The organism is Streptomyces sp. NEAU-174 (assembly GCF_052665095.1).
Genome location: NZ_JBQTCE010000008.1, coordinates 68,882 through 94,021, shown reverse-complemented (window position 1 = coordinate 94,021; position 25,140 = coordinate 68,882). Strand labels below are relative to the sequence as shown.

20 protein-coding genes are annotated in these 25,140 nt (G+C 72.0%); 11 read left to right on the top strand and 9 right to left on the bottom strand.

Annotated elements, in window-relative coordinates; genetic code table 11:
- The first annotated feature begins 63 nt into the window (after window positions 1-63).
- On the top strand, window positions 64-867 hold the full coding sequence (locus tag ACT2CW_RS23665; protein ID WP_445518185.1) for an exodeoxyribonuclease III: 804 nt from the start codon (window positions 64-66) through the stop codon (window positions 865-867).
- Between the two features lie 66 nt (window positions 868-933).
- Here ACT2CW_RS23665 and ACT2CW_RS23660 read toward each other — a convergent pair whose 3' ends face one another.
- The gene (locus tag ACT2CW_RS23660; RefSeq protein WP_445518184.1) at window positions 934-1,674 is read right to left on the bottom strand and encodes a MerR family transcriptional regulator; all 741 of its coding nucleotides are present in this window, start codon (window positions 1,672-1,674) and stop codon (window positions 934-936) included.
- 161 nt (window positions 1,675-1,835) lie between these two features.
- On the opposite strand from ACT2CW_RS23660, the gene ACT2CW_RS23655 reads away from it, so the two are divergent.
- From ACT2CW_RS23655 to ACT2CW_RS23640, 4 genes are all read left to right on the top strand, one after another.
- Window positions 1,836-3,365, top strand: a complete 1,530-nt coding sequence (locus ACT2CW_RS23655; RefSeq protein ID WP_445518408.1) for a flavin-containing monooxygenase — start codon at window positions 1,836-1,838, stop codon at window positions 3,363-3,365.
- Window positions 3,362-4,333 carry an alpha/beta fold hydrolase gene (locus tag ACT2CW_RS23650; RefSeq protein WP_445518183.1) on the top strand — a complete coding sequence of 324 codons (972 nt, stop codon included), beginning with the start codon at window positions 3,362-3,364 and terminating at the stop codon, window positions 4,331-4,333. Before ACT2CW_RS23655 ends, ACT2CW_RS23650 begins: the two co-directional genes overlap by 4 nt.
- Window positions 4,330-5,244, top strand: coding sequence for an SDR family oxidoreductase (locus ACT2CW_RS23645; RefSeq protein ID WP_445518182.1), 915 nt, complete (start codon window positions 4,330-4,332; stop codon window positions 5,242-5,244). The genes ACT2CW_RS23650 and ACT2CW_RS23645 overlap by 4 nt, the downstream gene beginning before the upstream one ends.
- 119 nt (window positions 5,245-5,363) lie before the next feature.
- Entirely contained in the window at window positions 5,364-5,687 is a 324-nt protein-coding gene (locus tag ACT2CW_RS23640) for a hypothetical protein (protein WP_438491751.1), read from the top strand.
- Window positions 5,688-5,766: 79 nt separating this feature from the next.
- On the opposite strand, the gene ACT2CW_RS23635 is transcribed toward ACT2CW_RS23640, so the two are convergent.
- Window positions 5,767-9,066, bottom strand: a complete 3,300-nt coding sequence (locus tag ACT2CW_RS23635) for a S41 family peptidase (RefSeq protein WP_445518181.1) — start codon at window positions 9,064-9,066, stop codon at window positions 5,767-5,769.
- Window positions 9,067-9,249: 183 nt separating this feature from the next.
- Between ACT2CW_RS23635 and ACT2CW_RS23630 the strand changes: the two genes are divergently transcribed.
- From ACT2CW_RS23630 to ACT2CW_RS23610, 5 genes are all read left to right on the top strand, one after another.
- A complete protein-coding gene (locus ACT2CW_RS23630; RefSeq protein ID WP_166484484.1) occupies window positions 9,250-9,867 on the top strand; it encodes a TetR/AcrR family transcriptional regulator in 618 nt (205 codons plus the stop codon).
- A 140-nt stretch (window positions 9,868-10,007) separates the two neighbouring features.
- Window positions 10,008-12,260 (top strand): MMPL family transporter, encoded by a 2,253-nt coding sequence (locus tag ACT2CW_RS23625; protein ID WP_445518180.1) that lies wholly within the window; start codon window positions 10,008-10,010, stop codon window positions 12,258-12,260.
- A 180-nt stretch (window positions 12,261-12,440) separates the two neighbouring features.
- On the top strand, window positions 12,441-13,553 hold the full coding sequence (locus ACT2CW_RS23620) for an energy-coupling factor ABC transporter permease (protein ID WP_445518179.1): 1,113 nt from the start codon (window positions 12,441-12,443) through the stop codon (window positions 13,551-13,553).
- 2 nt (window positions 13,554-13,555) lie between these two features.
- Window positions 13,556-14,320 carry a cobalt ECF transporter T component CbiQ gene (cbiQ, locus tag ACT2CW_RS23615; protein WP_445518178.1) on the top strand — a complete coding sequence of 255 codons (765 nt, stop codon included), beginning with the start codon at window positions 13,556-13,558 and terminating at the stop codon, window positions 14,318-14,320.
- Complete coding sequence (locus ACT2CW_RS23610; RefSeq protein ID WP_330811569.1) at window positions 14,317-15,087, top strand: energy-coupling factor ABC transporter ATP-binding protein; 771 nt, start codon at window positions 14,317-14,319, stop codon at window positions 15,085-15,087. The genes cbiQ and ACT2CW_RS23610 overlap by 4 nt, the downstream gene beginning before the upstream one ends.
- Before the next feature lie 297 nt (window positions 15,088-15,384).
- On the opposite strand, the gene ACT2CW_RS23605 is transcribed toward ACT2CW_RS23610, so the two are convergent.
- From ACT2CW_RS23605 to ACT2CW_RS23580, 6 genes are all read right to left on the bottom strand, one after another.
- Window positions 15,385-16,482 carry an ATP-binding protein gene (locus tag ACT2CW_RS23605; protein WP_445518177.1) on the bottom strand — a complete coding sequence of 366 codons (1,098 nt, stop codon included), beginning with the start codon at window positions 16,480-16,482 and terminating at the stop codon, window positions 15,385-15,387.
- Between the two features lie 79 nt (window positions 16,483-16,561).
- Window positions 16,562-16,876: a hypothetical protein gene (locus ACT2CW_RS23600; protein ID WP_037948258.1), complete on the bottom strand. Its 315-nt coding sequence runs from the start codon at window positions 16,874-16,876 to the stop codon at window positions 16,562-16,564.
- A complete protein-coding gene (locus ACT2CW_RS23595) occupies window positions 16,870-17,310 on the bottom strand; it encodes a hypothetical protein (RefSeq protein ID WP_445518176.1) in 441 nt (146 codons plus the stop codon). The genes ACT2CW_RS23600 and ACT2CW_RS23595 overlap by 7 nt, the downstream gene beginning before the upstream one ends.
- 282 nt (window positions 17,311-17,592) lie before the next feature.
- Entirely contained in the window at window positions 17,593-18,546 is a 954-nt protein-coding gene (locus ACT2CW_RS23590; RefSeq protein ID WP_445518175.1) for a sigma factor-like helix-turn-helix DNA-binding protein, read from the bottom strand.
- A complete protein-coding gene (locus ACT2CW_RS23585) occupies window positions 18,543-19,946 on the bottom strand; it encodes a hypothetical protein (protein ID WP_445518174.1) in 1,404 nt (467 codons plus the stop codon). The genes ACT2CW_RS23590 and ACT2CW_RS23585 overlap by 4 nt, the downstream gene beginning before the upstream one ends.
- Before the next feature lie 228 nt (window positions 19,947-20,174).
- The gene (locus ACT2CW_RS23580; RefSeq protein ID WP_445518173.1) at window positions 20,175-21,425 is read right to left on the bottom strand and encodes a serine hydrolase domain-containing protein; all 1,251 of its coding nucleotides are present in this window, start codon (window positions 21,423-21,425) and stop codon (window positions 20,175-20,177) included.
- A gap of 158 nt (window positions 21,426-21,583) precedes the next feature.
- On the opposite strand from ACT2CW_RS23580, the gene ACT2CW_RS23575 reads away from it, so the two are divergent.
- On the top strand, window positions 21,584-22,384 hold the full coding sequence (locus ACT2CW_RS23575) for an SDR family NAD(P)-dependent oxidoreductase (protein ID WP_445518172.1): 801 nt from the start codon (window positions 21,584-21,586) through the stop codon (window positions 22,382-22,384).
- Here the strand turns inward: ACT2CW_RS23575 and ACT2CW_RS23570 are convergent.
- Window positions 22,357-25,140, bottom strand: coding sequence for a caspase, EACC1-associated type (locus tag ACT2CW_RS23570; protein ID WP_445518171.1), 2,784 nt, complete (start codon window positions 25,138-25,140; stop codon window positions 22,357-22,359). The two genes, ACT2CW_RS23575 and ACT2CW_RS23570, sit on opposite strands and share 28 nt — an antisense overlap.

Here is a 25,140-nt window from a genome sequence, read left to right as displayed (position 1 = left end):
GCGGCGGATCGTACTTCCACGCGGGGGGAGGGGCCGTTGTTTTTCTCGCGTATCGTGCCGGGCGTGCTCACCGTGACGACCGTGAATGTGAACGGGCTGCGCGCCGCCGCCAAGAAGGGCTTCATCCCCTGGCTGGACGGCACCGCGGCCGATGTGGTGTGCCTCCAGGAGGTGCGCGCCGAGCCCAAGGAGCTGCCCGAGGCGGTCCGCGAACCCGATGGCTGGCATGTGGTGCACGCCCCGGCGGCGGCCAAGGGCCGGGCCGGGGTGTCGGTGTACGCCCGGCGCGAGCTGGAGGGCGTCCGGGTCGGCTTCGGATCGTCCGAGTTCGACGGCAGCGGCCGCTATATGGAGGTCGATCTGCCGGGCGTGACCGTCGGCAGCCTGTACCTCCCCTCGGGCGAGGTCGGCACGGACCGCCAGGACGAGAAGGAGCGCTTCATGGCGGAGTTCCTTCCGTATCTGAAGGAGCTGCGCGAGCGCGCGGCGGCCGGTGGGCGTGAGGCGCTGGTGTGCGGCGACTGGAACATCGCCCACCAGGAGGCCGACCTCAAGAACTGGAAGGCCAACCAGAAGAAGTCCGGCTTTCTGCCGGAGGAGCGCGCCTGGCTGGGCAGGGTCTTCGAGGAGGCGGCGTACGTGGACGTGGTGCGCGCCCTGCACCCGGACGTCGCCGGACCCTACTCGTGGTGGTCCTACCGCGGCCGGGCCTTCGACAACGACGCGGGCTGGCGCATCGACTACCAGATCGCCACCCCGGGGCTCGCCGGGCGCGCGGTCAAGGCGGTCGTGGAGCGGGCCGCCGCCTACGACCAGCGGTGGAGCGACCACGCCCCGGTGACGGTGGCCTACGGACCGGCTCACTGAGGTTCGCGGCTCCTTCAGGCTCACTGACTGGTACGTCCCGGGCCCCCTGACCCGTACCTCCCGGGCTCACTGGTCCCCGGCGTGCCCCCCGGGCGGTGCCTCGCCCAGCTCCGCCCGCATCCGGCGGTTCATGGCCATCGTCAGCTCGGCGTCCACCACGCTGGTGGCCAGTGGCCGCAGCCGTTCCACGGTCTCGCCGACGTCCTCGCCGCGCTCCACGGCGTCCGCCAGCACATGGGCGCGCAGCAGTGTGACGAAGGTCTCGGCGATCGCGTCCACATGCTCACGCACCTCGCGCGCCGCGCCGAGCACGGCGGCCAGCGGGACGCCCTGTTCGACCAGGGTGTGTGAGACGTCCAGCAGGCGGCGGCTGAGGTGGACGATCTCGTCGCCGTCGACGGCCAGATAGCCGAGGTCGAGGGAGGTGCTGAGGTTCTCCGGGGTGACCTCGCCCTGGAAGTAGTCGGCGAGCGCCTCGGGCCTGAGCCGGACCGGGGTCTCGGCGGGCCAGGAGGCGGCGGCGCCGGGTAGTCCGAGCAGCTCGCCGACGTCCCGGCGGCCGCTTTCGAAGGCGGCGAGCAGCTCGGCGATCCCGCCGAGGGTGTGGCCGCGTTCCAGCAGCGCCGCGATCGTCCGCAGCCGGGCCAGATGGTGGTCGTTGTACCAGGCGATCCGGCCCTCGCGGCGCGGCGGTGGGAGCAGCTTGCGCTCCCGGTAGAAGCGCAGGGTGCGCACGGTGATCCCGGCCTTCTCGGCCAGTTCCGCCATGCGGTACTCGCGTACCTCGTCCGCTTCGCTCGTCGCCACGAGGGAAGCCTATGCCGAAGCCCATGCCGAGGCCGGTCGGGTGCAACCGCCGGTAACTAAGTTATCCACAGCCCCTACCGCTTGGTAGATCCCTGTCCTACGCTCCCATCGTGCCAGTGATTGCTGGCACGGTCGTATTCGCGTTCGTGGAAGGCGGCGGCATGGCTGGGCTGACGCATGAGCATGTACGGGTGGCGGTGATCGGGGCCGGATTCGGCGGGCTGGGGGCGGCGGTGCGGCTGCGCCGCGCGGGCGTCACGGACTTCGTGGTGCTGGAGCGCGCGGACGCGGTCGGCGGCGCCTGGCGGGACAACACCTATCCGGGCTGTGCCTGCGATGTCCCGTCGCATCTGTACTCCTTCTCCTTCGCGCCCAACCCCGACTGGCCGCGGAACTTCTCCGGTCAGCCCCATATCCGCGCCTATCTGGAGCGGGTCGCCGACACCTTCGGGCTGCGGCCGCACCTGCGCTTCGGCGCCGAGGTGCGGTCCCTGCGCTGGGACACCGAAGCGGTGCACTGGGAGGTGGAGACGGCGCGGGGCTCGCTGACCGCCGATGTCGTGGTGAGCGCCACCGGTCCGCTCGCCGATCCCCGGATCCCGGACATTCCGGGGCTCGACGGCTTCCCCGGTGCCGTCTTCCACTCCGCGCGCTGGGACCACACCACCGATCTGCGCGGCAAGCGCGTGGCGATGATCGGCACCGGCGCCTCGGCCATCCAGATCGTCCCCGCCATCCAGCGCGAGGTCGGCCGGCTCACCCTCTTCCAGCGCACCCCGCCCTGGGTGCTGCCGCGGATGGACCGCCGGATCAGCGGCCTCGAGCGATGGCTGCACTCGAAGATCCCGGCCACCCGGTCGCTGCGCCGCGGGGTGCTGTGGGGCATCCGGGAGCTCCAGGCCGGGGCCTTCACCAAGCGGCCGGGCGAGATGCGGTTCGTGGAGCGGCTGGCCGGCGCCCATATGCGACGGGCCATCAAGGACCCTGGGCTGCGGGCGGCGCTGACCCCCGACTACCGCATCGGCTGCAAGCGCATCCTGCTCTCCAACGACTACTATCCGGCGCTCGCCCAGCCGCATGTGGACGTGGTCCCGACGGGGTTGAGTGAGGTGCGCGGCAGCACTCTGGTCGGTGCCGACGGCACCGAGACCGAGGCCGACGTGATCATCTTCGGCACCGGCTTCCATGTGACCGACGTCCCCATAGCCCAGCGGGTGACCGGGGCACGCGGGACGACGCTGGCGGAGGAGTGGAAGGGCGGGATGGAGGCCCTGCGCGGCACCAGTCCCGCGGGCTTCCCCAACTTCCTGACCATCATCGGGCCCAACACCGGCCTCGGGAACAGCTCGATGATCCTCGTCATCGAGGCGCAGCTGGCCTATATGGCCGACTATCTGCGCCAGTTGGACACCCTCGGCGGCAAGGTCGCGCTGGACGCCCGGCCGTCGGCGGTGCGCGCCTACACCGACATGATCCAGGAAAGGATGGCACGCACGGTGTGGAACACCGGAGGCTGTGACAGCTGGTACCTCGACAATGGCCGCAACACCACCCTGTGGCCCGGCACGACATCCGAGCTGCGGAGGGTCACCCGACGCGTGGACCTCGCCGAGTACACGGTGGTGCGGCCGCGCACCGGGCCGGTCAAGGCCACGGTGTCCACGGCCGGCGCGGGGAGGGGATCGCGGTGAGCCGGGCCCCTTCGTCGCCCTCGGGGCCGTACGCCCCGCCCGTGCCGGAGCGCGAGCTGACGGTGGTCTCGGCCGACGGGAGCCGGATCCACACGGAGTTGCACGGGCCCGAGGACGCCCCGGCCGTCGTGCTCGCGCACGGCTGGGTCTGCTCCACGGCCTTCTGGGCGCCGGTGGTGCGCGCACTCTCGACCGACCATCGGGTGATCCTCTACGACCAGCGCGGCCATGGCCGCAGCCCGGCCCCGGGGCCCGGCGGCTACAGCACCGAGGCCCTGGCCGACGATCTGGTGGCGGTGGTGGAAGCGGTCATTCCGATCGGTCGGCGGGCCGTGCTGGCGGGCCACTCCATGGGTGCGATGACACTGATGGCCGCCGCCGACCGTCCCGTGTTGCGCGAGCGCGCGGCCGCCGCGGTGCTGTGCAGCACCGGCGCCGCACGGCTGATGGAGCGGTCTCGGGTGGTGCCGCTGCGCTCCCCGCGGGCGCGGGCGCGGGTGCACCGCCTGCTGCTCGGCTCACGCGCCCCGCTGGGCCCGGTCACGCCGCTCTCCAAGCGGCTGGTGCAGTACGTCACGATGGGCCCGGGCGCCGACCCGGCCACGGTGGAGGTGGCCGCGCGGATCCTGCACGCCTGCCCCCGCGTCGTACGCGCCGGATGGGGCCGGGTCCTGGCCGCCCTCGAACTGGACGCGCGGGTCGGCCAGCTGACCATGCCCACGGCCGTCATCGTCGGCACCGCCGACCGGCTCACCCCGACCGAGCACGCCCACGCCCTCGCCGCCGCGCTGCCGCACTGCACCGGTCTGACCGAGCTCCCGGGGCTCGGCCATATGACCCCGCTGGAGGATCCCGAGGCGGTCACCGGGGTGATCCGCGGCCTGGTCGAGGAGTACGGGACCTCCCGGGGAACCGATCTCACAACCCCTCAGGATTCCCAAGTGGAAGCGAAGGAGCAGACGGCATGAGTGCGCGCAGGGGCCTCGAGGGCCAAGTCGCGGTGGTGACGGGTGCGGCGCGGGGCGTCGGCGAGCTGCTCGCCCGCAAGCTCTCCGCACGCGGCGCGAAGGTCGCCCTGGTGGGCCTGGAGCCCGAGGAGCTGAAGCGGGTCTCGGAGCGGCTGCCCACCGACTCCGCCTACTGGCACGCCGATGTCACCGACGCCGAGGCGATGGCACGGGTGGCGGAGGAGGTCGTGGAGCGGTTCGGCGCGGTGGACATCGTCTGTGCCAACGCGGGTGTGGCCCAGGCCGGTCCGTTCCTCGACACCGATGAGACGGCCTGGCGGCGGGTGATCGAGGTCAATCTGCTGGGCAGCGCCACCACGGCTCGTGCCTTCCTGCCCGCGCTGACCGCGAGCCGCGGCTATCTGCTCCAGATCGCCTCGCTCGCCGCGATCGCGCCCGCGCCCATGATGACGGCGTACTGCGCGTCCAAGTCCGGGGTCGAGGCGTTCGCCCACAGTCTGCGGGCGGAGGTGGGCCACCGTGGGGTCCGGGTCGGCGTGGGCTATCTGAGCTGGACGGACACCGATATGGTGCGCGGCGCCGACCGCGACGAGGTGATGCGCGAGCTGCGGCAGCGGCTGCCCTGGCCCGCGGGCCGCACCTATCCGCTGGGCCCGGCGGTCGAGCGGCTGGTGGCGGGTATAGAGCGCCGGTCGGCGCATGTGTACGCGCAGTGGTGGCTGCGCGGTATGCAGTCGATGCGCGGCTATCTCCCGGCGTTCATCCATGCCGTGGGGCGGCGCGAGATGCGCCGCGCCGAGCCGCGGCTGGCGGCGACCCGGGAGGAGCGGGGCGGTCTGGTGGGCGAGGGCGGCGCGGCGGACGAGAAGGCGCGGTCGTCGGGCACCGTGGGCACGGAGCGTCACCAGTAACGCTCCGTCAACCGTCCTGACCTGCGTGTTCTTCGACTCCTCCGGTCCGGAATGCGGAGAAAGTCAGTGCGTGTAACTCTTGTCGGGCCCGACGCCATTCATCCGATGAGGAGTGACACATGGGCCCCAAGGACCAGTCGAACGAGAAGGCTCAGCAGGCCAAGCGGAAGCAGCAGGGCGGGCGGAGCCAGGAGCCGCGGCGCGGTCAGCAGACGCAGTCCGGTCAGCAGACGCAGTCCGGTCAGCAGAGGCAGTCCGGTGAGCGCATGCAGTCCGGTGAGCGCATGGAGGAGCGCTCCCGCCGGGAGCCCGGGCAGGAGCAGCGCCGCGGCCGTCAGGACCGGCCGGAGGCCCAGGGGCAGTCCCAGCGGATGGGCCGTGAGCGCCGTCAGCCGGGCATGGGCGACGAGATGATGGACCAGGAGCCCTTCGAAGAGATGTGACGCACCGAGGGCGGCACAGAGGGTGGGAGGGGTGTATCCCCAGGTTCGACCATGGGGATACACCCCTGCGCCTACACCCTCACTCCCCGTTGCGCGGTGGCAGTTGGGGGCGGCGCAGGTCGGGGACGTCCGAGTAGTCCGGTGGGGTCGCGGCCGGATGCCGCTCCAGCAGATCGAGCGCCGTACGGACGGCGACCCCGAGTTGCGGATGGCGGCCCTCCGCCCAGTCCACGGGGGAGCGCGGCGCCTCGATGTCCGGCTCCACACCGTGGTTCTCCACGCCCCAGCGGTAGGCGTCGAACCACGCGGCGTTCATCGGCACCGTGATCGACGTGCCGTCACCGAGGCGGTGACGCCCGGTCATCCCGACCACCCCGCCCCAGGTGCGCAGCCCCACCACCGGACCGATGCCCTGGATCTTGAAGGCCGCGGTGATCATGTCGCCGTCGGAGGAGGTCGCCTCGTCGGCGACGGCGACGATCGGCCCGCGCGGCGCGTTGCTGGAGTACGACACCGGCTGGGCGTTGCGGGTCAGATCCCAGCCCATGACCTTGCGGGTGAGCTTCTCCACCACCAGCTCGCTGATGTTGCCCCCCGCGTTGCCCCGGACGTCCACGATCAGCGCGGGCAGCGACATCTCGCGGCGCAGATCGCGGTTGAACTGCGCCCAGCCCGAGCCGCCCATGTCGGGGATGTGGAGATAGCCGCACCGCCCGTCGCTCAACTCCCGCACCACGGACCGGCGCTGGGCGACCCAGTCCTGGTAGCGCAGCGGCCGGTCGTCGATCAGCGGGGAGACCGCGACCCGGCGCGGCGGCCCCTCGCCGTCCGGCGACTCGAAGGTCAGCTCCACCGTCGTGCCGCCCGCGGCCGTCAGCAGCGGATACGGACCGGCCACCGGGTCCACCGGGCGCCCGTCGACATGGGTGAGCACGGCGCCGTCCCGGATGCCCAGACCGGCCAGCGGCGAGCGGGCCCGGGAGTCGGAGGACTCACCGGGCAGGATGCGGGCCACCGCCCACCGCCCGTCCTTGGGCAAGCGGGTGAGGTTGGCGCCGAGCAGTCCGATGGGGCGCTGGTAGTGGGACGGCCCCTCGTTGCGCCGGGCGGCGCTGACATAGGCGTGCGAGGTGCCCAGCTCGCCCAGGGTCTCGCGGAGCAGATCGGCGAACTCGTCGGGCGAGGCGACCCGTTCGACCAGCGGACGGTACTGGTCGAGCACCCCGTCCCAGTCGACACCGCACATCCCCGGGTCCCAGTAGTAGTGGCGGGTGATGCGCCCGGCCTCGTCGTACGCCTGCCGCCACTCGGCCGCGGGATCGGCGGTGTGCTGGATCCGCCGCATGTCGAGGTGGACCGTGGAGTCGCTGTCGCCGGACTCGGTGGCGGGCATCGCGCGCAGATCGCCGTCGTCGTAGGCCACCAGCCGGGTGCCGTCGCCGCTGACCACGAACCAGTCCAGCTCACCGGTGAGTTCGGTGCGCTTGGCCTTCGCCAGGTCGAAGTGTTCCAGGGTGGGGCGGCTCGAGGTCTCGCCCGGGTTGGCGAACGTCTCGCCGAGCACACCCGAGATCGGCCAGCGCAGCCACACCAGCCCGCCGCCGCTGACCGGGCGAAGCGAGGAGTACTTGGACGCCGAGACGGGGAAGGCCGTGACCCGGCTGGTCAGCCCCTCCACCTCGACCGTCACCGTGCCGTCACCGTCGCCCTCGCCCCCGCTGACGTCCGGGTCGAGACCGCCCGCCGCCGGGCGCCCCTCGGGGGACAGCGCGAAGGGCGAGGGCGTGGCGGAGGACAGCGGTACGAGATAGGGGCGGCAGCCCAGCGGGAAGGAGAGGTCACCGGTGTGCACGTCGTAGACCGGGTCGAAGCCGCGCCAGGAGAGGAAGGCGAGATAGCGGCCGTCGCTGGTGAAGACCGGCTCCTCGTCCTCGAACCGCCCGTTGGTCACATCCACCACGGACCGGTCGGCCAGCCGCGCGATCTTGATCGAGCGCAGGGTGCGCCCTATCCCGGGGTGGGACCAGGCGAGCCAGGCCGAGTCGGGGGCGAAGGCCAGGTCGCCCACCGGGCCGTTGTCCGACCGGATCAGCTCGGTGACCTCGCCGTCCCCGTCGGGTGAGGTGTCCACCAGCAGCAGCCGCCCGTCGCCCGCGGCGACCGCGAGCAGGTCGCCGTCGGGCGAGGGTTCCAGCTCGTGCACCCGGCCCAGCCGGCCGGCGGCCAGCCGGCGCGGCTCGGTGGGGCCGCTGGCCCGGGGCAGATGCGCTATCTCGATGGCGTCCTCGCCCTCCGCGTCGGTGAGGTAGGCGACCCGGCCGGTCGAGCCCAGCATCACGGGCAGCCGCACCCGGACGCCCGGGGTGTCGGCGAGGGTGCGGGCGGGGCCGTCGCGGTGGGTGAGCCAGTACAGGCTGCCGCGGACGCACACCGCGCTGGCCCGGCCGGTGGTGTCCACCGACAGCGAGTCGATGTGCGAGGCGGCGGGCACCTGGTAGGGCCGCCGCCCGGTGCGCGCCCCGCCGAGCCGTACGTCCAGCCTGCGCGGTTCGCCGTCCGGGCTCAGATCGTCCACCAGCCACAGCTCGCCCGCGCACTGGTAGACGACGCGGGAGCCGTCGGTCGAGGCGTGCCGGGCGTAGAAGTCCGCGTGGTCGGTGTGGCGGCGCAGCTCGGTGCCGTCGGGTAGACAGGAGTAGAGATTGCCGATGCCCTCGTGGTCGGAGAGGAAGGCGATCCGGCCGCCGACGAACATCGCCGCGTCCAGATGCCCGTTCAGCTTCTCCACGAGCCGGGTGCCGTGCAGCCACAGCCGGCCCGTCGCCCCGCCCCGGTAGCGCTTCCAGGTGGCGGGCTCGTGCGGCGGCTTGCCGGTGAGCAGCAGGGTGCGGCGCTCGCCGTCGAGGTCGGCCACCGCGATGTCGGCCACCGGCCCCCAGGGCAGCCGCCCGCCGGGGCTGCCGTCGGTGGGCAGGCTGTAGGCCCAGGAGAAGTGGGAGAACGGCTGCTCATGGGAGGAGACCGCGAGGATCTGGGAGGCGCCGTCCTGGTCCGGCGGGGTCCAGCCGCACACCGTGGCGTCGGTGCTGCCCCAGTAGGTCAGCCGGCGGGCCGGACCGCCGGCCGAGGGGACGAGATAGATCTCCGGGTCGAGGCTGCGCCAGGTGGTGAACGCGATCTGGGAGCCGTCGGGGGAGAAGCGGGGAGGTCCGACACGGGTCCGGTCCGCGGTCAGCCGCCACGCTCGCCCCGGTGGCTCACCCGAGGCGGTCAGCGGGGCGACCCACAGATCGTCCTCGGCCGCGAAGCACAGCAAGTCGCCGTGCAGATGCGGAAATCGCAGGTACGCCTGGTCGTCGTCGCATGCGTAAGGCTCCACCCCACCCATGTTTTCGAGCTACGCCATTCGGAGCAACTCGGTTGTGTGACCGACACCACGAGCGAAACGGCGTAGTTTCGATAGGACCGGGCGTATGCTGGAGGAGTACGAAACCGTTTCGTTCGGAAGTCCGGAAGTCCTGAAGCTCGGAATCTCGAAAAGCTCGGAGGGAGGCGACACCCCATGCCGACCACGGATCAGCCGACGGAGGACCGCGACACCGCCCGGGTGCGCCGCAGCAGACTCTCCCCCGAGCGCGAGCGGGAGCTGTACGAGGCGGTGGTCGAGCTGCTGGGCGAGGTCGGGTACGACGGTCTGACGATGGACGCCGTCGCGGCCCGCACCCGGTCCAGCAAGGCCACGCTCTACCGCCAGTGGAATGGCAAGCCGCAGCTGGTCGCGACCGCGCTGCGGCACACCAAGCCCGTTCTGCTCGAAGGCGTCGACACCGGATCGCTCCGCGGGGACCTGCGGGAGATCGCACGGTGTTCGGAGACCGCCCATGAGCGGGACGCCGCGCTGATGAGGGGACTCGCCCACGCAAGCCACGACAACCCGGACCTGCACCAGGCCCTGCGAGAGTTGTTGATCTTCCCCGAGATCGACGCGCTCCACGCGCTGCTGAGGCGCGCCGTCGACCGCGGCGAAGTCGCCCCGGACCGGCCCGCCCTGAACTACGTCGTGCACATGATGTGCGGCGCGTTCATCACCCGACCGCTCGTCGAGGGCAAGCAGCCGGACCAGACGTATCTCCTGGAGTACATCGACGCCGTGATCCTCCCCGCGCTCGGCGCCGCATAGCCCTTCCTCTCACACTCCCCCGAAACTCCCCCCGATCTCCCCGCACAACCACATAGGACCCCGGCCGGCGCGCCGCTCTCGTCGCCGGTTGGGTCACCCATCCCTGCCCTGCCAGCCAACCGACGGGAGCACTCCTTCTCGTGGCCACCTTCCTCTATAAACTCGGCCGGTTCGCCTTCCGGCGACGCGGCTTCGTCGCGCTGATATGGGTGGCGCTGCTCGCGGTCGCGGGCGTCGGCGCCGCCACCGCCTCCCAGCCCGCCAACGACAGCTTCTCCATCCCCGGCACCGAGGCCCAGAAGGCATTCGACCTGCTGGAACAGCGGTTCCCCGGGGGTAACGCGGACGGCGCCACCGCCCGTGTGGTCTTCCGTGCCCCGAGCGGCGAGAAGATGACCGACCCGGCCAACAAGGCGGTGGTCACCAAGACCGTCGCCGACCTCAAGGCCAGCTCGCCGCAGGTCGCCTCGGTCGCCGACCCCTACCAGGCCCGGGCCGTCAGCAAGGACGGCACTACGGCGTACATCCTGACCAGCTACAAGGTCAACGCCATGGAGCTGGAGGACCCCGCCAAGGACGGTCTGAAGGAGGTGGGGGACAAGGCCCAGAAGTCGGGGCTGACGGTGCAGATCGGCGGTGACGCGCTCCAGGAGATGCCGGAGACCGGCTCCACCGAGATCATCGGCATCGCGATCTCCGCGGTTGTCCTCGCCATCACCTTCGGCTCGCTGGTGGCCGCCGGACTGCCACTGCTGACCGCGCTCATCGGCGTCGGCATCGGCATCTCGTCGATCACTGCGCTCGCCACCACCCTGGGGCTGTCCACCACCACCTCCACACTGGCGATGATGATCGGACTCGCGGTCGGCATCGACTACGCGCTGTTCATCGTCTCCCGCTACCGAGCGGAGCTGGCCGAGGGACGGGAACGGGAGGAAGCCGCCGGACGGGCCGTGGGCACCGCGGGCTCCGCGGTCGTCTTCGCCGGCCTTACGGTCGTCATCGCGCTCGTCGGCCTCGCCGTCGTCAACATCCCGATGCTCACCAAGATGGGCTTCGCCGCGGCCGGTACGGTCGTCATCGCCGTCCTCATCGCGATCAGCCTCATCCCGGCGGTGCTGGGCTTCGCGGGCAAGCGGGTGTTCGGGCGCAAGGCGCGCCGGCGGATGGAGGAGCGTGCCGCGGCGGCCGCCGCGAGCGGCGGGGACGCCCCCGAGGAGAAGCCCAACATGGGCACCCGCTGGGCCCGTTTCGTGCTGCGCCGCCCGCTGATGGTGCTCCTGGTGGCCGTGCTCGGCCTCGGTGCGGCCGCCGTGCCCGCCGCCAGCCTGGAACTCGGTCTGCCGGACGACGGCTCGCAGCCGGTCAGCAGCCAGAAGCGCCAGGCGTACGACGCGATCTCCGAGGGCTTCGGCCCCGGCTACAACGGTCCGCTGATGGTGGTCGTCGACGCCAAGGGCAGCGATGACGCCAAGGGCGCGGCCCAGCAGGTCCGTAAGACCATCACCGGTCTGGACGGGGTGGCGGGGGTCAGCCCGGCCGCGTTCAACAAGGCCGGTGACACCGCGACGCTCACCGTCGTCCCCAAGTACAAGCCGAGCAGTATCGACACCGAGAACCTGGTCGGCGACATCCGGGACAAGGCGAGCGGGTTCACGTCCGACACCGGCGCCGAGGTGCTGGTGACCGGCCAGACGGCGATGAACATCGACATCTCGCAGAAGCTCAACGACGCGCTGGTGCCCTATCTGGTCCTCGTCGTCGGACTGGCCTTCCTGCTGCTGATGGTGGTCTTCCGGTCCGTCCTGGTCCCGCTCAAGGCCGCGCTCGGCTTCCTGCTCTCCGTCGTCGCGGCGCTCGGCGCGGTGGTCGCGGTCTTCCAGTGGGGCTGGCTGGCGGATCTGTTCGGGGTCGAGGAGACCGGTCCGATCATGAGCATGATGCCGATCTTCATGATCGGTGTGGTGTTCGGTCTGGCGATGGACTACGAGGTCTTCCTGGTGACCCGGATGCGGGAGGCGTACGTCCACGGCGAGCGCCCCGGCCAGGCCGTCGTCACCGGCTTCCGGCACGGCGCCCGGGTGGTCACCGCGGCCGCGGTCATCATGATCAGCGTCTTCGCGGGATTCATCGGCTCGTCCGAGTCGATGATCAAGATGATCGGCTTCGGCCTCGCCACCGCCGTTCTCTTCGACGCCTTCGTGGTCCGTATGGCCATCGTGCCGGCGGTGCTTGCGCTGCTCGGCAAGGCGGCCTGGTGGCTGCCGCGCTGGCTGGACCGGGCGCTGCCCAACGTGGATGTGGAGGGCGAGGGTCTGCGCAAGCAGCTCGAGCAGCCCTCCGCGGCCCAGGAGCGCGACAGGGACTCCGACGCCGAGCTGACTCGCGTCTGACCAGCGACTGAACACTGGGGTTACACCTCGGCCCGACGGCGGCCTTCCGGAACCGGAAGGCCGCCGTCCGGCGTTTTCCGCGGGCCCGCGCGATCCCGCGATGTCGGCGCTCTTGCGAACGACTTGCAGGTACGGGCTACCATCGGGCCGATAGTTGCAGCTCAGGAGCGGAGTTCCGCCATGCATGTGCCCGACGGATTCATCGACGCACCGGTGTCGGTGGCGACCGGTGTGGTCGCGGCCGGGGCCGTCGCGGTCAGTTTGCGCGGTGCCCGGCGGGAGCTGGACGAGCGGACCGCGCCGCTGGCCGGGCTGGTCGCGGCGTTCATCTTCGCCGTGCAGATGCTGAACTTCCCCGTGGCCGCCGGGACCAGCGGCCATCTGCTGGGCGGGGCGCTGGCCGCGATACTCGTGGGGCCGTACACGGGGGTGTTGTGCGTCTCCGTGGTGCTGCTGATGCAGGGCGTGCTGTTCGCGGACGGCGGGCTCACCGCGCTCGGCGTCAACATCACCGACATGGCCCTGGTCACCACGGTCGTGGCGTACGCGCTCTTCCGCGCGATCGTGAAGCTGGCCCCGCATCGCCGCCGTACGGTCACCGTCGCGTCCTTCGTGGCCGCGCTGATCTCCGTACCGGCCGCGGCGGTGGCCTTCACGGCGATCTACGCGCTCGGCGGCACGGCCGATGTGGCGATCGGCAAGGTCTTCGCGGCGATGGTCGGTGTGCATGTGCTGATCGGCATCGGCGAGGCGGCGATCACCGCGCTGACGGTCGGTGCCGTCGTGGCCGTACGGCCGGATCTGGTGTACGGGGCGCGGGGGGTGACCCCGCGTCCGCTGGAGATCCGCAGCAGCCCGCTGGCTCCGGCCGCCCCGGGGGCGGTGGCGCGGGCCGAGGGCCCGGCGGCCGAACCCGCCGCGGCGACCTCCGAGAGCCCTGAGCCCGCCGGGACCCCCGAACCCGCCGCGGCGCTGTGGTGGTCGGCCCGGTGCGTGTGGTGGGCCGGGCTCGCGGCCGCGCTGCTGTGCGCCGGGGTCGTCAGCTTCTACGCCTCCGCCAGCCCCGACGGGCTGGAGAAGGTCGCCCATGACAAGGGGATCGACGAGAAGACCGAGGACCACGCCGCCAAGGACTCCCCGCTCGCCGACTACGGCGTCAAGGACATCTCCGACGCCCGGCTCTCCGGCGGGCTCGCCGGGGTGATCGGGGTCGGGGCCACGCTCGCCGTCGGCTCCGGGGTCTTCATCGTCATACGGCGGCGCAGGGCGACGGCCGAGAGCGAGCGGGGCTGACCGTGGGCTCGGGACACGCACACAAGCTCTACCGTGAGGGGCGGTCGCCCGTCCATGCCCTCCCCCCGCACTGCAAGATCGCCGCCGTCTTCTGCTTCGTGCTGGTCGTCGTCTCCACGCCGCGCGAGGCCGTCTGGGCCTTCGGGGCGTACGCCGTGCTGCTGGCCGCGGTGGCGGTGGCGGCCCGGATCCCGGCCGGGTACGTACTGCGGCGGCTGCTGATCGAGATTCCGTTCGTGGCCTTCGCCGTGCTGATGCCGTTCATCGTGGAGGGCCCGCGGGTGGAGGCGCTGGGGATGTCGCTGAGCGAGTCGGGGCTGTGGAGCGCCTGGAACATCCTCGCCAAGGGCACCCTCGGCGTCGCCGCCTCGGTCCTCCTGGCGTCCACGACCGAACTGCGCGCCCTGCTGCTGGGGTTGCAGCGGCTGCGGATGCCCTCGCTGCTGGTGCAGATCGCCTCGTTCATGATCCGCTACGGGGACGTCATCTCCGATGAGATGCGCCGGATGCGCATCGCCCGCCAGTCGCGCGGCTTCGAGGCGCGCGGGGTGCGGCACTGGGGCGTGCTCGCCTCCTCGGCCGGGGCGCTGTTCATCCGCTCCTACGAACGGGGTGAGCGGGTCCACCTGGCGATGGTCAGCCGGGGCTATACGGGCAGCATGCCGGTGATCGACGATGTGACGGCGTCCCGTACCCAGTGGATGTACGCCGCCGCCCTCCCGCTGACCGCGCTGGCGGTCTGCCTGACCGGATGGATGCTGCCATGACCGACCCCGCCACCGCCCCGCCGTCCCTCCGGGTGTCCGGTCTGGCCTACGCCTACCCCGACGGCCACCAGGCCCTCTTCGGCGTCGATCTGACCGTGGCCCGCGGCGAGCGGGTGGCGCTCCTGGGGCCCAATGGCGCGGGCAAGACCACGCTCGTGCTGCACCTCAACGGCATCCTTACGGCGGGCGCCGGGACGGTCACGGTCGCGGGGCTGCCGGTGGCGAAGGCGCATCTGGCCGAGATCCGCCGCCGGGTGGGCATCGTCTTCCAGGACCCGGACGACCAGCTGTTCATGCCGACCGTGCGCGAGGACGTGGCCTTCGGCCCGGCCGCGGCGGGGCTGCGCGGCGCGGAGCTGGAGGAGCGGGTGCGCCGTGCGCTGGAGCGGGTCGGGATGGCGGAGTTCGCCGACCGGCCGCCGCACCACCTCTCCTTCGGGCAGCGGCGGCGGGTGGCCGTGGCGACCGTACTGGCCATGGAGCCGGAGATCCTGGTCCTGGACGAGCCCTCGTCCAACCTCGACCCGGCCTCGCGCCGCGAACTCGCCGACATCCTGCGGTCCCTGGAGGTGACCGTGCTGATGGTCACCCACGATCTGCCGTACGCGCTGGAGCTGTGCCCGCGCTCGGTGGTGCTCAGCGGTGGGGTGATCGCGGCGGATGGCGGAACGCAGGAACTGCTGTGCGACGAGGAGCTGATGCGCGAGCATCGGCTGGAGCTTCCCTTCGGCTTCGACCCGCGTTCGGTGACGGTGCCGGTGAGGTGACGGGCTGGGGGTCCGCCGGGCCTTGCCGCCTGCGGCGGGCTGCTCCCCTCCCCGCCCCTCCCCGAAACCGGGGCCCCGCCCCGGGCCCCGGACTGGGGCTCCGCCCCGGGCCCCGGACTGGGGCTCCGTCCCGGGTTCCGGACTGGGGCTCCGTCCCGGGTTCCGGATCGGGCTCTGCCCTGGGTCCCGGATCGGGACTCCGCCCCGGGCCCCGGACTGGGGTTCCGGCCCCGGGCCCCAGACTGGGGCTTCGCCGCGTGGTCTGTCGGACCGGCGGCCAGCCGGTGAGGTGACCGGTCATCCGGGCCCGCTGGACATGGACATCGGTGCCGGCGTTGCTCGGCATGGGCGGCCGGCCTTGATCCGTTCCACCGCTGCCAGCAGGTCCGCCTGTCCCACCCGCGGCCGTCCCGTCCGCAGTACCTCCGCCGCCGCGTCGATCACCGCACGGCGGATGTCGCGGCCGGTCACCTCGTCCACCCCGGCCAGGCCCTCCGGTGATACGTCCTCGGCGAGGGGCAGTGCCTCGGGCAGATGGCGTCGCCAGATACCGGCGCGCGCCGCCTCGTCCGGCGGCGGGAAGCGCACATGCCACACCCGGCTGTCGAACGCCGTGTCATAGCAGGTCACCAGGTTGGTGGCCAGGACGACCAGCCCCTCGTGGCTGTCCAGGGCGGTCAGCATCTCGCTGCGCATGGCGTTCACCGCGTGTTCCGAGCCATGGGTGGTGGTCTCGAACCGCGAGGACATCAGCGCGTCCGCCTCGTCCAGGAAGAGCACCGCGCCCTGTTCGCGCGCCGCGTGGAAGAGCGCCGCCAGGTTCTTCGGGCCCTCCCCGTGGTACTTGCTCTCCAACTGCGAGGCGCGGGCCGCGATCAGCGAACGCCCCAGCCGGTGGGCGAGGGCATGCGCGGCCAGGGTCTTGCCGGTGCCGGGCGCGCCCTCCAGGTTGATTGCCGAGCCGGGGTGCGGCTGGATCTCGCGCAGCCCCCACTCGTCGAACAGCACCCGGCGCTGCTCCACGGTGTGCACGGCGCGCAGCAGCTGGTCCAGCGTGCGGTCCGGGAGCACCAGGCGGTCGAAGGTGTACAGCGGTGGCGACGCGGTGAACCGCCGCGCCCGCTCCGCGATCGACGGCTCGTCCGGCCCCACCTCCGCCTCCGTCTCCGCTGCCCTGTCCGCCGCCGCGCCCGCTCGCGGCCCCGACTCCGCCGCCGCCCCCGGTGGTTGGTTGGTGACGGTGACGGTGAGCGGCCGTGGTCCGCCGCGGCCGCTGAACTCCTTCGCGGCCTCGATCAGCCGGGTCCGCAGCAGCGCCGCCTCCACATCGTCGGTGCCGCCCGGAATCCCGGTGACGGCGAAGGCGGTACGCGAACCCCTTCCCAGGTTCCTCACTGGATCTCCCCCCTCGAACGCCGGCCGTGTCCCGGCCTCGCAGTCCGGGTCCTCGGACCCGGATTCTCGGCTCCGGAACTCAGCCCCAGACCGCGACCCGGTGGTGCGTATGAGCGCTGCGCACCCGCTGCTCGGCCTGTTTCCCCTCGATCCGGCGGCTTTCGACGAACTGCTCCCGCGAGGTGTCGAAAAGCCCCTGGATATAGCTGACATTGCCGTCGCGGATGGACTCGGAGACGGTGACCGCCCGCAGATCGGGATCGGTGTGCAGCCGCTCGCTCCGGGACCGGAACCAGTCCGCCAGGAGCTCGATGGTCACGCAGACGACATGGACCACCGCGACCGCGCCGATCCCGCCGAGTGCGAGGAGGACCATGCCCAACAGGCTCAGCATGACGGCCCCGCCTCTCCGAAGATGATGAGGTCCTTGTCCCCGAAGGCCGCGCGGAGTTCCTCGTCCAGGCGCCGGGCCCGGCAGACCCAGACCGGGGCGGACGCCTCGGTGTCGCCCAGCGGGACGCCCTCCTGGTCCAGGAAGAAGGTCTGTACGAGGAAGACCGGCCCCTGGCGCCGCCGCAGCACGGCACCGGCGGCCGCCTCCGGTGCCCGTGGGCGGTTGCGGACCAGGAAGGAGACCACATCGCGGTAGCGGAGGACGCCGCGCGGCGATACCCGCCGGACGCCCCGCCCCCGCCCGCGCTCCCGGTCGCTCCGCGCCCCGGGAGACCGGCACTCGAGCCGGGCGTCCGTCCCGCGGAGCGTCACGTCGAAGGTGCCGAGGAGACGGTCGTCGGTGGCCGTCTCACGAGAGCCGCGCTGGTCAGGCATGGGCTTCCCCCGTCTTCCGAATCCGTCGTCCGAACCGGTCGTCCGAAGAGGCGGGCCCCCGGTTCCCCCGGCGAGGGCCCGATACCGATCCTGCGCGCCTCGCGTGTCGCTTTTCGTCCCCCGGGACGGTGGGAAATCCGGGAGATCGCTGTCGGCGCCCGTGACGACAGAAACCGACATCCGCGCGGGCCCGCATCGCCTGGCCTCGCATCACTCGACCCCTCATCGCTCGGCCCGTCACCGCCCGGTCCCTCACCGCCCGGTCCCTCACCGCCCGGTCCCTCATCGCTCCGCCCCGCCCCGGCGCGGCGGATGCGCGCCCAGGTCGGTCAGCCGGCGCAGCAGCAGATCCGGTTTGGTGTGCCGGGAGCACACGTACATCGCGAACATCATGCGAATGTCCGCCGGTTTGGAATTGATCCCGCAGGCGGTCATGGCCCGGTCTATCTGCGTACGGACCGTGGAGACCTTCACATCGAGGTGGGCGGCCGTCTCCTCGTACGAGTACCCGTCCGCGTACCACTCCAGCGCCCGGACCTGGCCCTCGCTCAGCCCGGCGGCCCAGGGGGAGAACACCACGGGCTCATGGGCGGGCGGCTGCTCGGCCGACGAGGCCATGTAGAGCGCGTCCAGCAGGGTCAGCTGGCCGAGCCCGGCCCGGGCGCACTGCATCCGGAAGTCCCGCAGATCCTCCCCGTACCGCTTCTCGCTGACGCCAAGCTCCTCCAGGATCCAGGCCACCCGGCCGCCACGGGCCGTGCGCTCCAGCAGATCGGCGAAGTACGGCGGCACACTGAGCCCGCATTCGCGCACCGCCGTCTCCAGGGCGGAGGCCAGATGCGGTTTCAGCCAGTGCGGATGGTTGCGGGCGTCCCATACGGCATTGGCCAGGACCGCCGCGCCGACCGTCTTGCCGAAGACCGCCTTCGCCCCGCACACCCAGGGGGCCACCCGCTGGCGCCACTGCTCGGCCGCCGTGCACACCACCACATCCGAGCGGCGCACCAGATCGGCGAACTGCTCGGCGGTGCCGACCCCCATCATGTCGGCCACGCACACGTCGTACTCCGCACCGCTCACCTCGAGCTGCTCCACGGAGTCCACCTCGCTGACCACGGTCAGCCGTGGATCGGCGTTCAGCGCGGCCACCAGGCCGCGTCTGGTCATCTCATGGTCCTCGACCACCGCCACCTGGAGTGGCTGCTTCGGTCCGTACTCGGCCGACTCGTCTCTCATCCGACGCCCCCTTGACTCGGCTCGGTCGTGTAACTCGTCTCGGTGTCGTTGTCCCGTTGGATCGGCAGGGTGAGCGTCACCTGGGTGAACCCGGGGACCGACCGCACCCGCAGCGCCCCGCCCCGCTCGCGCAGCAGGCTCTCGTGCAGCGCCAGCGACCGCATGGCGCCGACCCCGCGGGCCAGCACCCCGGGCGGGAAGCCCACGCCCTCGTCGGTGACCACCAGCTCCACCAGCTCGCCGCCGTCGGCGTCCTCGACGAGGTCCACATGCAGCACCGCGTCATGCACTCCGGCGCTGCGCGGCACATTGATCAACAGGGCGCGCAGCGCGGGCTCCAACAGCTCCACCTGGGACGGCAGCACCCGGGCCGCGGCGCCGACCACCCGCTCGGTGACGATCGGCTCCACGGTGAGGGTGTCGTTGGTGGCCAGGGCCACCTGCCGGTGGACCATGCCGATCAGCGGCACCGACTCGCTGAACCGCCCGGTGCCGATGAAGGTGGCCAGCCGCTCCCGCGCCACCACCGCCGATCTGCGCAGCGAGTCGATCTGCTCGGGGTCCGAGGCGTCGATCCGCTGGAAGGCGTTGAGGGTGTGGCCGAGGTGGTTGTGGAGCTCGATGGCGAGCAGCTTGCGCTGCTCCTGCTCATGCAGCTGAAGACTCATATCGCCCAGGTCGGCGGCGAGTTGCAGCAGGAACGCGGCGCCGCGGCGGATGAGATACGCCAGCGCTCCGTAGCCGGTGAGCCCGATGAGCACATCGGAGCGGGCCAGCGCCGCCGGGCCGCCGTCGCCCAGGGCGACGACCGCGGCGTAGGAGGCGGCGATCGCGCAGGTGCCGATGACCAGCACCCGCCGCGGCCGGCCGAGCGCCGAGCCGATGCCCGCGGCCGAGATCTGCTCGGTGGTCAGCACCAGCAGCGGGGCCATGTCCTGCGACCGGTGCGGGCCCATGACCAGCGCACACGCCCACAGGAACAGCACGGCCGAGCACAGCTCCACACCGGCCGCCATACCGTCGTACGTGGTCGGCGGCGGATCCCGCGGATCGGGCCGGACGCCCGCGCGCTCTCGCTCGGTGTCGTCCGCGAGCATCCGCCGGTGGTTGCGGACTATGCGCGCGACGAACCACAGGGATTCGGCCACCACCGCGATCAGCAGCAGCAACGCCCCGCCGCGGTGCGGCAGACGGCCCGCGATCCCGGGCACCGTGACCGCCAGCTGGATGCCGTGCATCAGCCGGAAGATCAGCAGGATGCGCAGCATCTGCCATTCCATGTCCCGGCGGGCCAGCCGGTGCCGGTCGGCCGGCGGTTCGGTGACCTGGTGATATCCGTCGGTGGGGCGCGGCGCCCGCCCGCGCCCCCGCTGTCGTTCCTCGCGTGTCCACGCCCACACCCACGTCCACGCCCATGAACGCGGCCGCAGCCGCCCCCGTAACCGAGCCACGTGCCCCCCGATTTCCCCCGGATTCCAGTGTGCGGTGGCCGGGGGCGGCGCAATAGGGACCCTTGGCCCTGGCGGACCCGCGTGTGCGGGTGCGGGAGGGCGCTCGGAGGCATACCGGGGGCGCGTGGCGCCTGCTCTTCCACGCCGCCCCACCGCAACCAGCGGCGGGCCGTTCCGTTACGCCTCCCGCGCCGCCAGGCTGGCCCGCACCGCGCGCACGAGCGCCTGCGCACGCGGGTCGGCGGTGACACCGCGCCGCATACCGTTGGTGACGTAGGCAAAGCCGATGCGCGCCTCCGGGTCGGCGAAGGCGAGGGACCCGCCGCGCCCCGGGTGGCCGAAGGAGCCCGGACCCAGCAGCGGGCAGGCCGGGCCGTGCAGCATATAGCCGAGGCCGAAACGGGTGCCGACGACCAGGACCCGGTCCGGGCCCGCGGACTCCTCGGTACGGGCCATCGTCAGCGTCGCCGGCGCGAACAGCCTGCCCCCCGAACGGGCCGTACGGGCCGAGGGCAGCGGGCCGATCAGCGCCGCGTAGAAGCGCGCCAGCGCCTCGGCGGTCGCCACCCCGCCCGAGGCGGGCAACTCGGCGGCCAGATACGCGGGGTCGTTCTCGTCCGGCAGCGGGGTGATCGCGGCGAACGCCCGCCGGGTCAGCGACTCGGGGTCCCGGTACGCCTCGGCGACCGACCGCTTGGGGCGCAGCCGCGGCCCCTGGGCGGCGGGCGCGGCGAGCGCCTCCACCGCCGCGATCCGGCCCACCCGGCCCCGCTGCTCCGCGGGCAGCCCGAGCCACAGGTCGAGCCCCAGCGGCCGGGCGATCTCCTCGGCGATCCAGCGCCCGATGGTCCGCCCGGTGACCCTGCGCACCAGCTCGCCCAGCAGCCAGCTGTACGTCTGGGCGTGGTAGCCGTGTGCCGTACCGGGCTCCCATACGGGCCGCTGGGCGGCGACGGCCCGCGGCCCGGATATGCCGTCGATGGCCTCGGCGGGGGTCAACGGGGTGTCGAGCACGGGCACGCCGGTGCGGTGCGCGAGCAGATGCCGCACCAGCACCCGCTCCTTGCCGGCCGCCTTGAACTCCGGCCAGTAGGTGCTGACCCGGCCGTCCAGGTCCAGCTGGCCGCGCTGGTGCAGCAGCAGCGGCACGGCGGCGGCCACGCCCTTGGTGACCGACCGGACGACCTGGGCGGTGTCCTGGGCCCAGGGCTCGGGGCCGTCGCCGGCCTCGGGACCGTTGTCGGCCCCGGGACCGTTGTCGCCGTCGTTGTCGGGGGTCTTCGTACCGCCCCACAGATCGACGACCTTCTCGCCCTCCCGGTACAGGACCACGGCCGCGCCGCGCTCACCGTGCCGGGCGAAGTTCGCCGCGAAGGCGTCCCGGACCGGTTCAAAACCGTCCGCCACCGTGCCCTGGACGTCCACCACTGTCCGACTCCCGCCATGCCGACCCGAGCGTGTGTGCTGAGTTTCTCTTATGGTGCAACGCCCCGCGCGGGAGGATCATGCCGGGGCCGGGCATGATCCCGGCGGACCCGCCGCGATGGGGCGGCGGCGGTCCCGGAGCCGACGAGAAGGGGCACACGGTGCGGAGATTCGAGGGCTACGCGGTCATGCTCACCGGCGCGGGGCGCGGGATCGGGGAGGTGACCGCCCGCCGGTTCGCCGACGAGGGCGCCAGGGTGCTGATCACCGACCAGGACGGCGAACGGGCCGCGAAGGCCGCCGAGTCCATACGGGCCGACGGCGGCGAGGCCGAGTCGCTGGGCTGCGACGTGGCCCTGCGGGCGGATGTCGAGGCGGCCGTGGCGCACGCCGTAAGGAGCTTCGGACGGCTGGACGTCCTGGTCAACAGCGCCCACTCGTGCCACGTCGACACCCCGCTGTTCGAGGACCAGGCGGACGACGAGTGGCAGCAGGACATCGATGTCACCCTCGGCGGCGCCTTCCGCTGCTCCCGCGCCGCGCTGCCGCACCTGGCCGCCGCGGAGGGCCGGGGGGCGATCGTCAACGTCGGCTCGGTCAACGGCCTCCAGGACTTCGGCAACCACGCCTACAGCGCCGCCAAGGCGGGCCTGGGCAGCCTCACCCGCACCCTGGCCGCCCACGCCGCCGCCCGGGGCGTCCGCGTCAACCTCGTGGCCCCCGGCACGATCCGCACCCCCGGCTGGGACGGCCGGGAGGACACCCTGCGGCGCGCCGCCGAGGTCTACCCCCTCGGCCGGGTCGGCGAACCCACCGACATCGCCGCCGCCATCACCTTCCTCGCCTCCTCCGACGCCGCCTGGATCACCGGGATCACCCTCCCCGTGGACGGCGGCATCACGACCACGAACGTGGCGGTGCGCAGGGCCTTCGGTCACTTGGAGACGCCCAGCGAGACATAGTCGTAGCCGCCCTGCCAGGGGTCGCTCGTATAGACGTTGGTCAGCTGGGAGCCGCGCCAGAGCACGCTCTTCTGGAACAGGATGGGCAGATACGCGGCGGAGTCGGAGATCCTCCGATCGATCCGCGCGTAGTCGCTCCCGGCCTTTTCCGGGTCCTGTTCGGCGATCGCCGTGTCGAAGAGGTGGTCGATCGTCGGGTCGTCCACCTCCGCGACATTGAGGTTTCCGGTTTTCTCGATGAAACGGCTGTCGGCGAGCAGCCGCAGAAAGCTCTGACCTGTCGGGACGTCGGGACCCCACCGGTAGATGACGATGCCGTATCCCTTCTTCTCCACCGCCTCGGGCGCGCCCATCGTCACGCCGTACTGGGCGCCGTCGACCTGGTCGATATCGGTGTCGATACCGACCTTCTCCAGCGACGACCGGAGCGACTCGGCGACGGCCACGTCGGCTGGGCGGTTATTGCGCACCGCGATGGTGGTCGTGAAGCCGTTCGGCTTTCCGCACGCCTTCAACTCCGCTTTCGCCTTGGTGGTGTTCGGCCTGCCGCGCTTCTTGCGCGTTTCGTATGGGTCGTAGGAGGAGTCGGAGCCCGTGACGGTGGGCGGGAGCATCTGGGGTGCGATATCGCCGGAGAGCACACCGCCGGAGGCGGTTTGCATATTCTCCCTGTCCGCCGCGTAGAGGACCGCCTTACGGCAGTGGACGTTGTCCAGGGGTTTGACGGAGCGGGGGAGGGCCGCCAACACGACTCCCTGGGTGTACGGGTTGTCCAGCCGGGCACTCAGGTCGGAACCGCTCCTGGCCTTGGTGAGGGCGGCCCCGGTGAGTCCGGAGGACCCCAGGTCCAGGTCGTACTGGCCGGAGAACAGGGCTCTCGCGTTGGCCTGCTCATCACCGTTGACATCCACCGTGATCCGGTCGGGAAGGGCGGTGCGGATCGGGTCGGACGACCGCTTCCACTCGGTGTTGCGGACCAGCTCCAGTGACTTGCCCGGCTGGTAGTAGCCGAATTTGTACGGCCCCGAGGAGAACGGCTTTTCCGTGTACTTGCCCTTGGTGTCCTTCTCCTTTTTCACGGGGGATCCGGACGGTGTGGCGAGCATGCGCTCGAAGTCGCCGTTGGGCTTGGGCAGATTGAAGACGATGGTCCTGTCGTCGGGGGTGCCGATGGCCTTCAGCCCGAGCTTGTCCTTGGAGTTGTCCTTGTACGGCCCTTTGTAGGTGAGGTCGGGATCGAGCGTCTCCTGGAGAAAGATCGGGCCACCCCAGATCTCGTCCTGGGCCCAGACCCGCTCAATGCCGTACTTGATGTCATGGGACGTGATCGGGGAGCCGTCCTCCCAGGTGATCCCCTGGCGCAGGGTGTAGGTGTACGTCTTACCGCCGTTGGTCACCTTGGCCGTCTTCTCCGCGAGGTCGGGGACCAGTTCGGCGCCGTCCTTACCGGGCTTCGGGGCGTAGGTGACCAGTTGGCGGGCGTAGTAGCGGGAGAAGTTCCAGATGTAGCCGTAATAGGTGCGTTGGGGGTCCCAATAGTCCGCGTCGTTCCGGCTGATGAACTTCAGCGTTCCGCCCGATTTCGTCGAGGCGTTGACGACGGCGCCCTTGGCCGCGGCGTTGTACCCGGAGGTGGGGCCCGGCTTCGCTTTGCCGGAGGACTTCGGCTTCGACGGGTGCTGTCCGGAGTCGTCCTTGGAGGAGTCCTTGGACGAGTCCTTCATCCAGGACATCGCCAGGGGTACGCCCGCGGCCACCAGAGCCACGACGAGCGCTCCCGCCAGCCCGTAGGTGACGGCGCGGCGGCGGCCCCGGGAGGCGGCGCCGCCGGGGGAGGGGAGCGGGGCGGGCGACGGCAGGGCCATCGGCGACCAGGTGGGCATCGGCGGCACGGCGGGGAGCGGCGTGGGTGGCGGCGTCGGCTCGTGGGCGTACGGTGTGGGCTCGTGGTCGTACGTTGTGGCCGGGGGTGTCGGCTCGTGGTCGTACGGCGGGGGCGGTGGGCCGAAGCCGGGCGGTGCCCAGGCGGCGTTGCGCGCCAGGGCGAGCCTGCCCGCCGTATTGCGGTCGCGCTTCTGTGGCAGCGGCCGCCCCTTGGCCCGCAGCGCCGCGTACACCTGCGCGTAGACCGTGTCCAGGTCCAGTAACTCCGGCCCGCCCGGCACCCCTTCGCGCAGCAGCCGCAGCAACTCACCCGTGAAGGCCGTATGGGTCTCACCGGGCGGGGCGAGCGCGAAGCTGGTGTCGGGGACGGAGGCGAGCAGATAGGTGCCCTCGATCTCCACCTGGTCGATGACCGCCCCGGCGCTCGCCGCGCTCATGAAGCCGAGCACGCGCCCGCTGAAGCAGCAGTCGAGCAGCATCACCTGGCGCCCGGCCCGCCCGTCCAGCACGACGTCGCGCAGCGTGCCGTACGGCAGCCCGGTGTAGGAGCGGTGCTGCATGGACCCGGTCAGCCCCAGGAAGAGCTCGCCGCGGCGCGGTTCCACGAGGCCGTGTCCCGCGAAGTACACCAGCAGGGTGTCCGTGGCTTCCTCGGCCGCGGTCCGGACGGCCTCGAGGACCTCGACCGCGGTGCCGGGGTCCTCGACGACCGTGCAGTGCTCGGGCGCCAGCCCCCAGGAGCCCCGGGCGCACAGGGCCGCGGCCAGTGCGCTCAGGTTGTTGGCCACCGCCGGGATCTGCTCCAGGTGGGCATAGCGGCTGGTCCCGATGAGCACAGCGCGGCTGACGGCCGGATCGGGCAGAACGGCCAC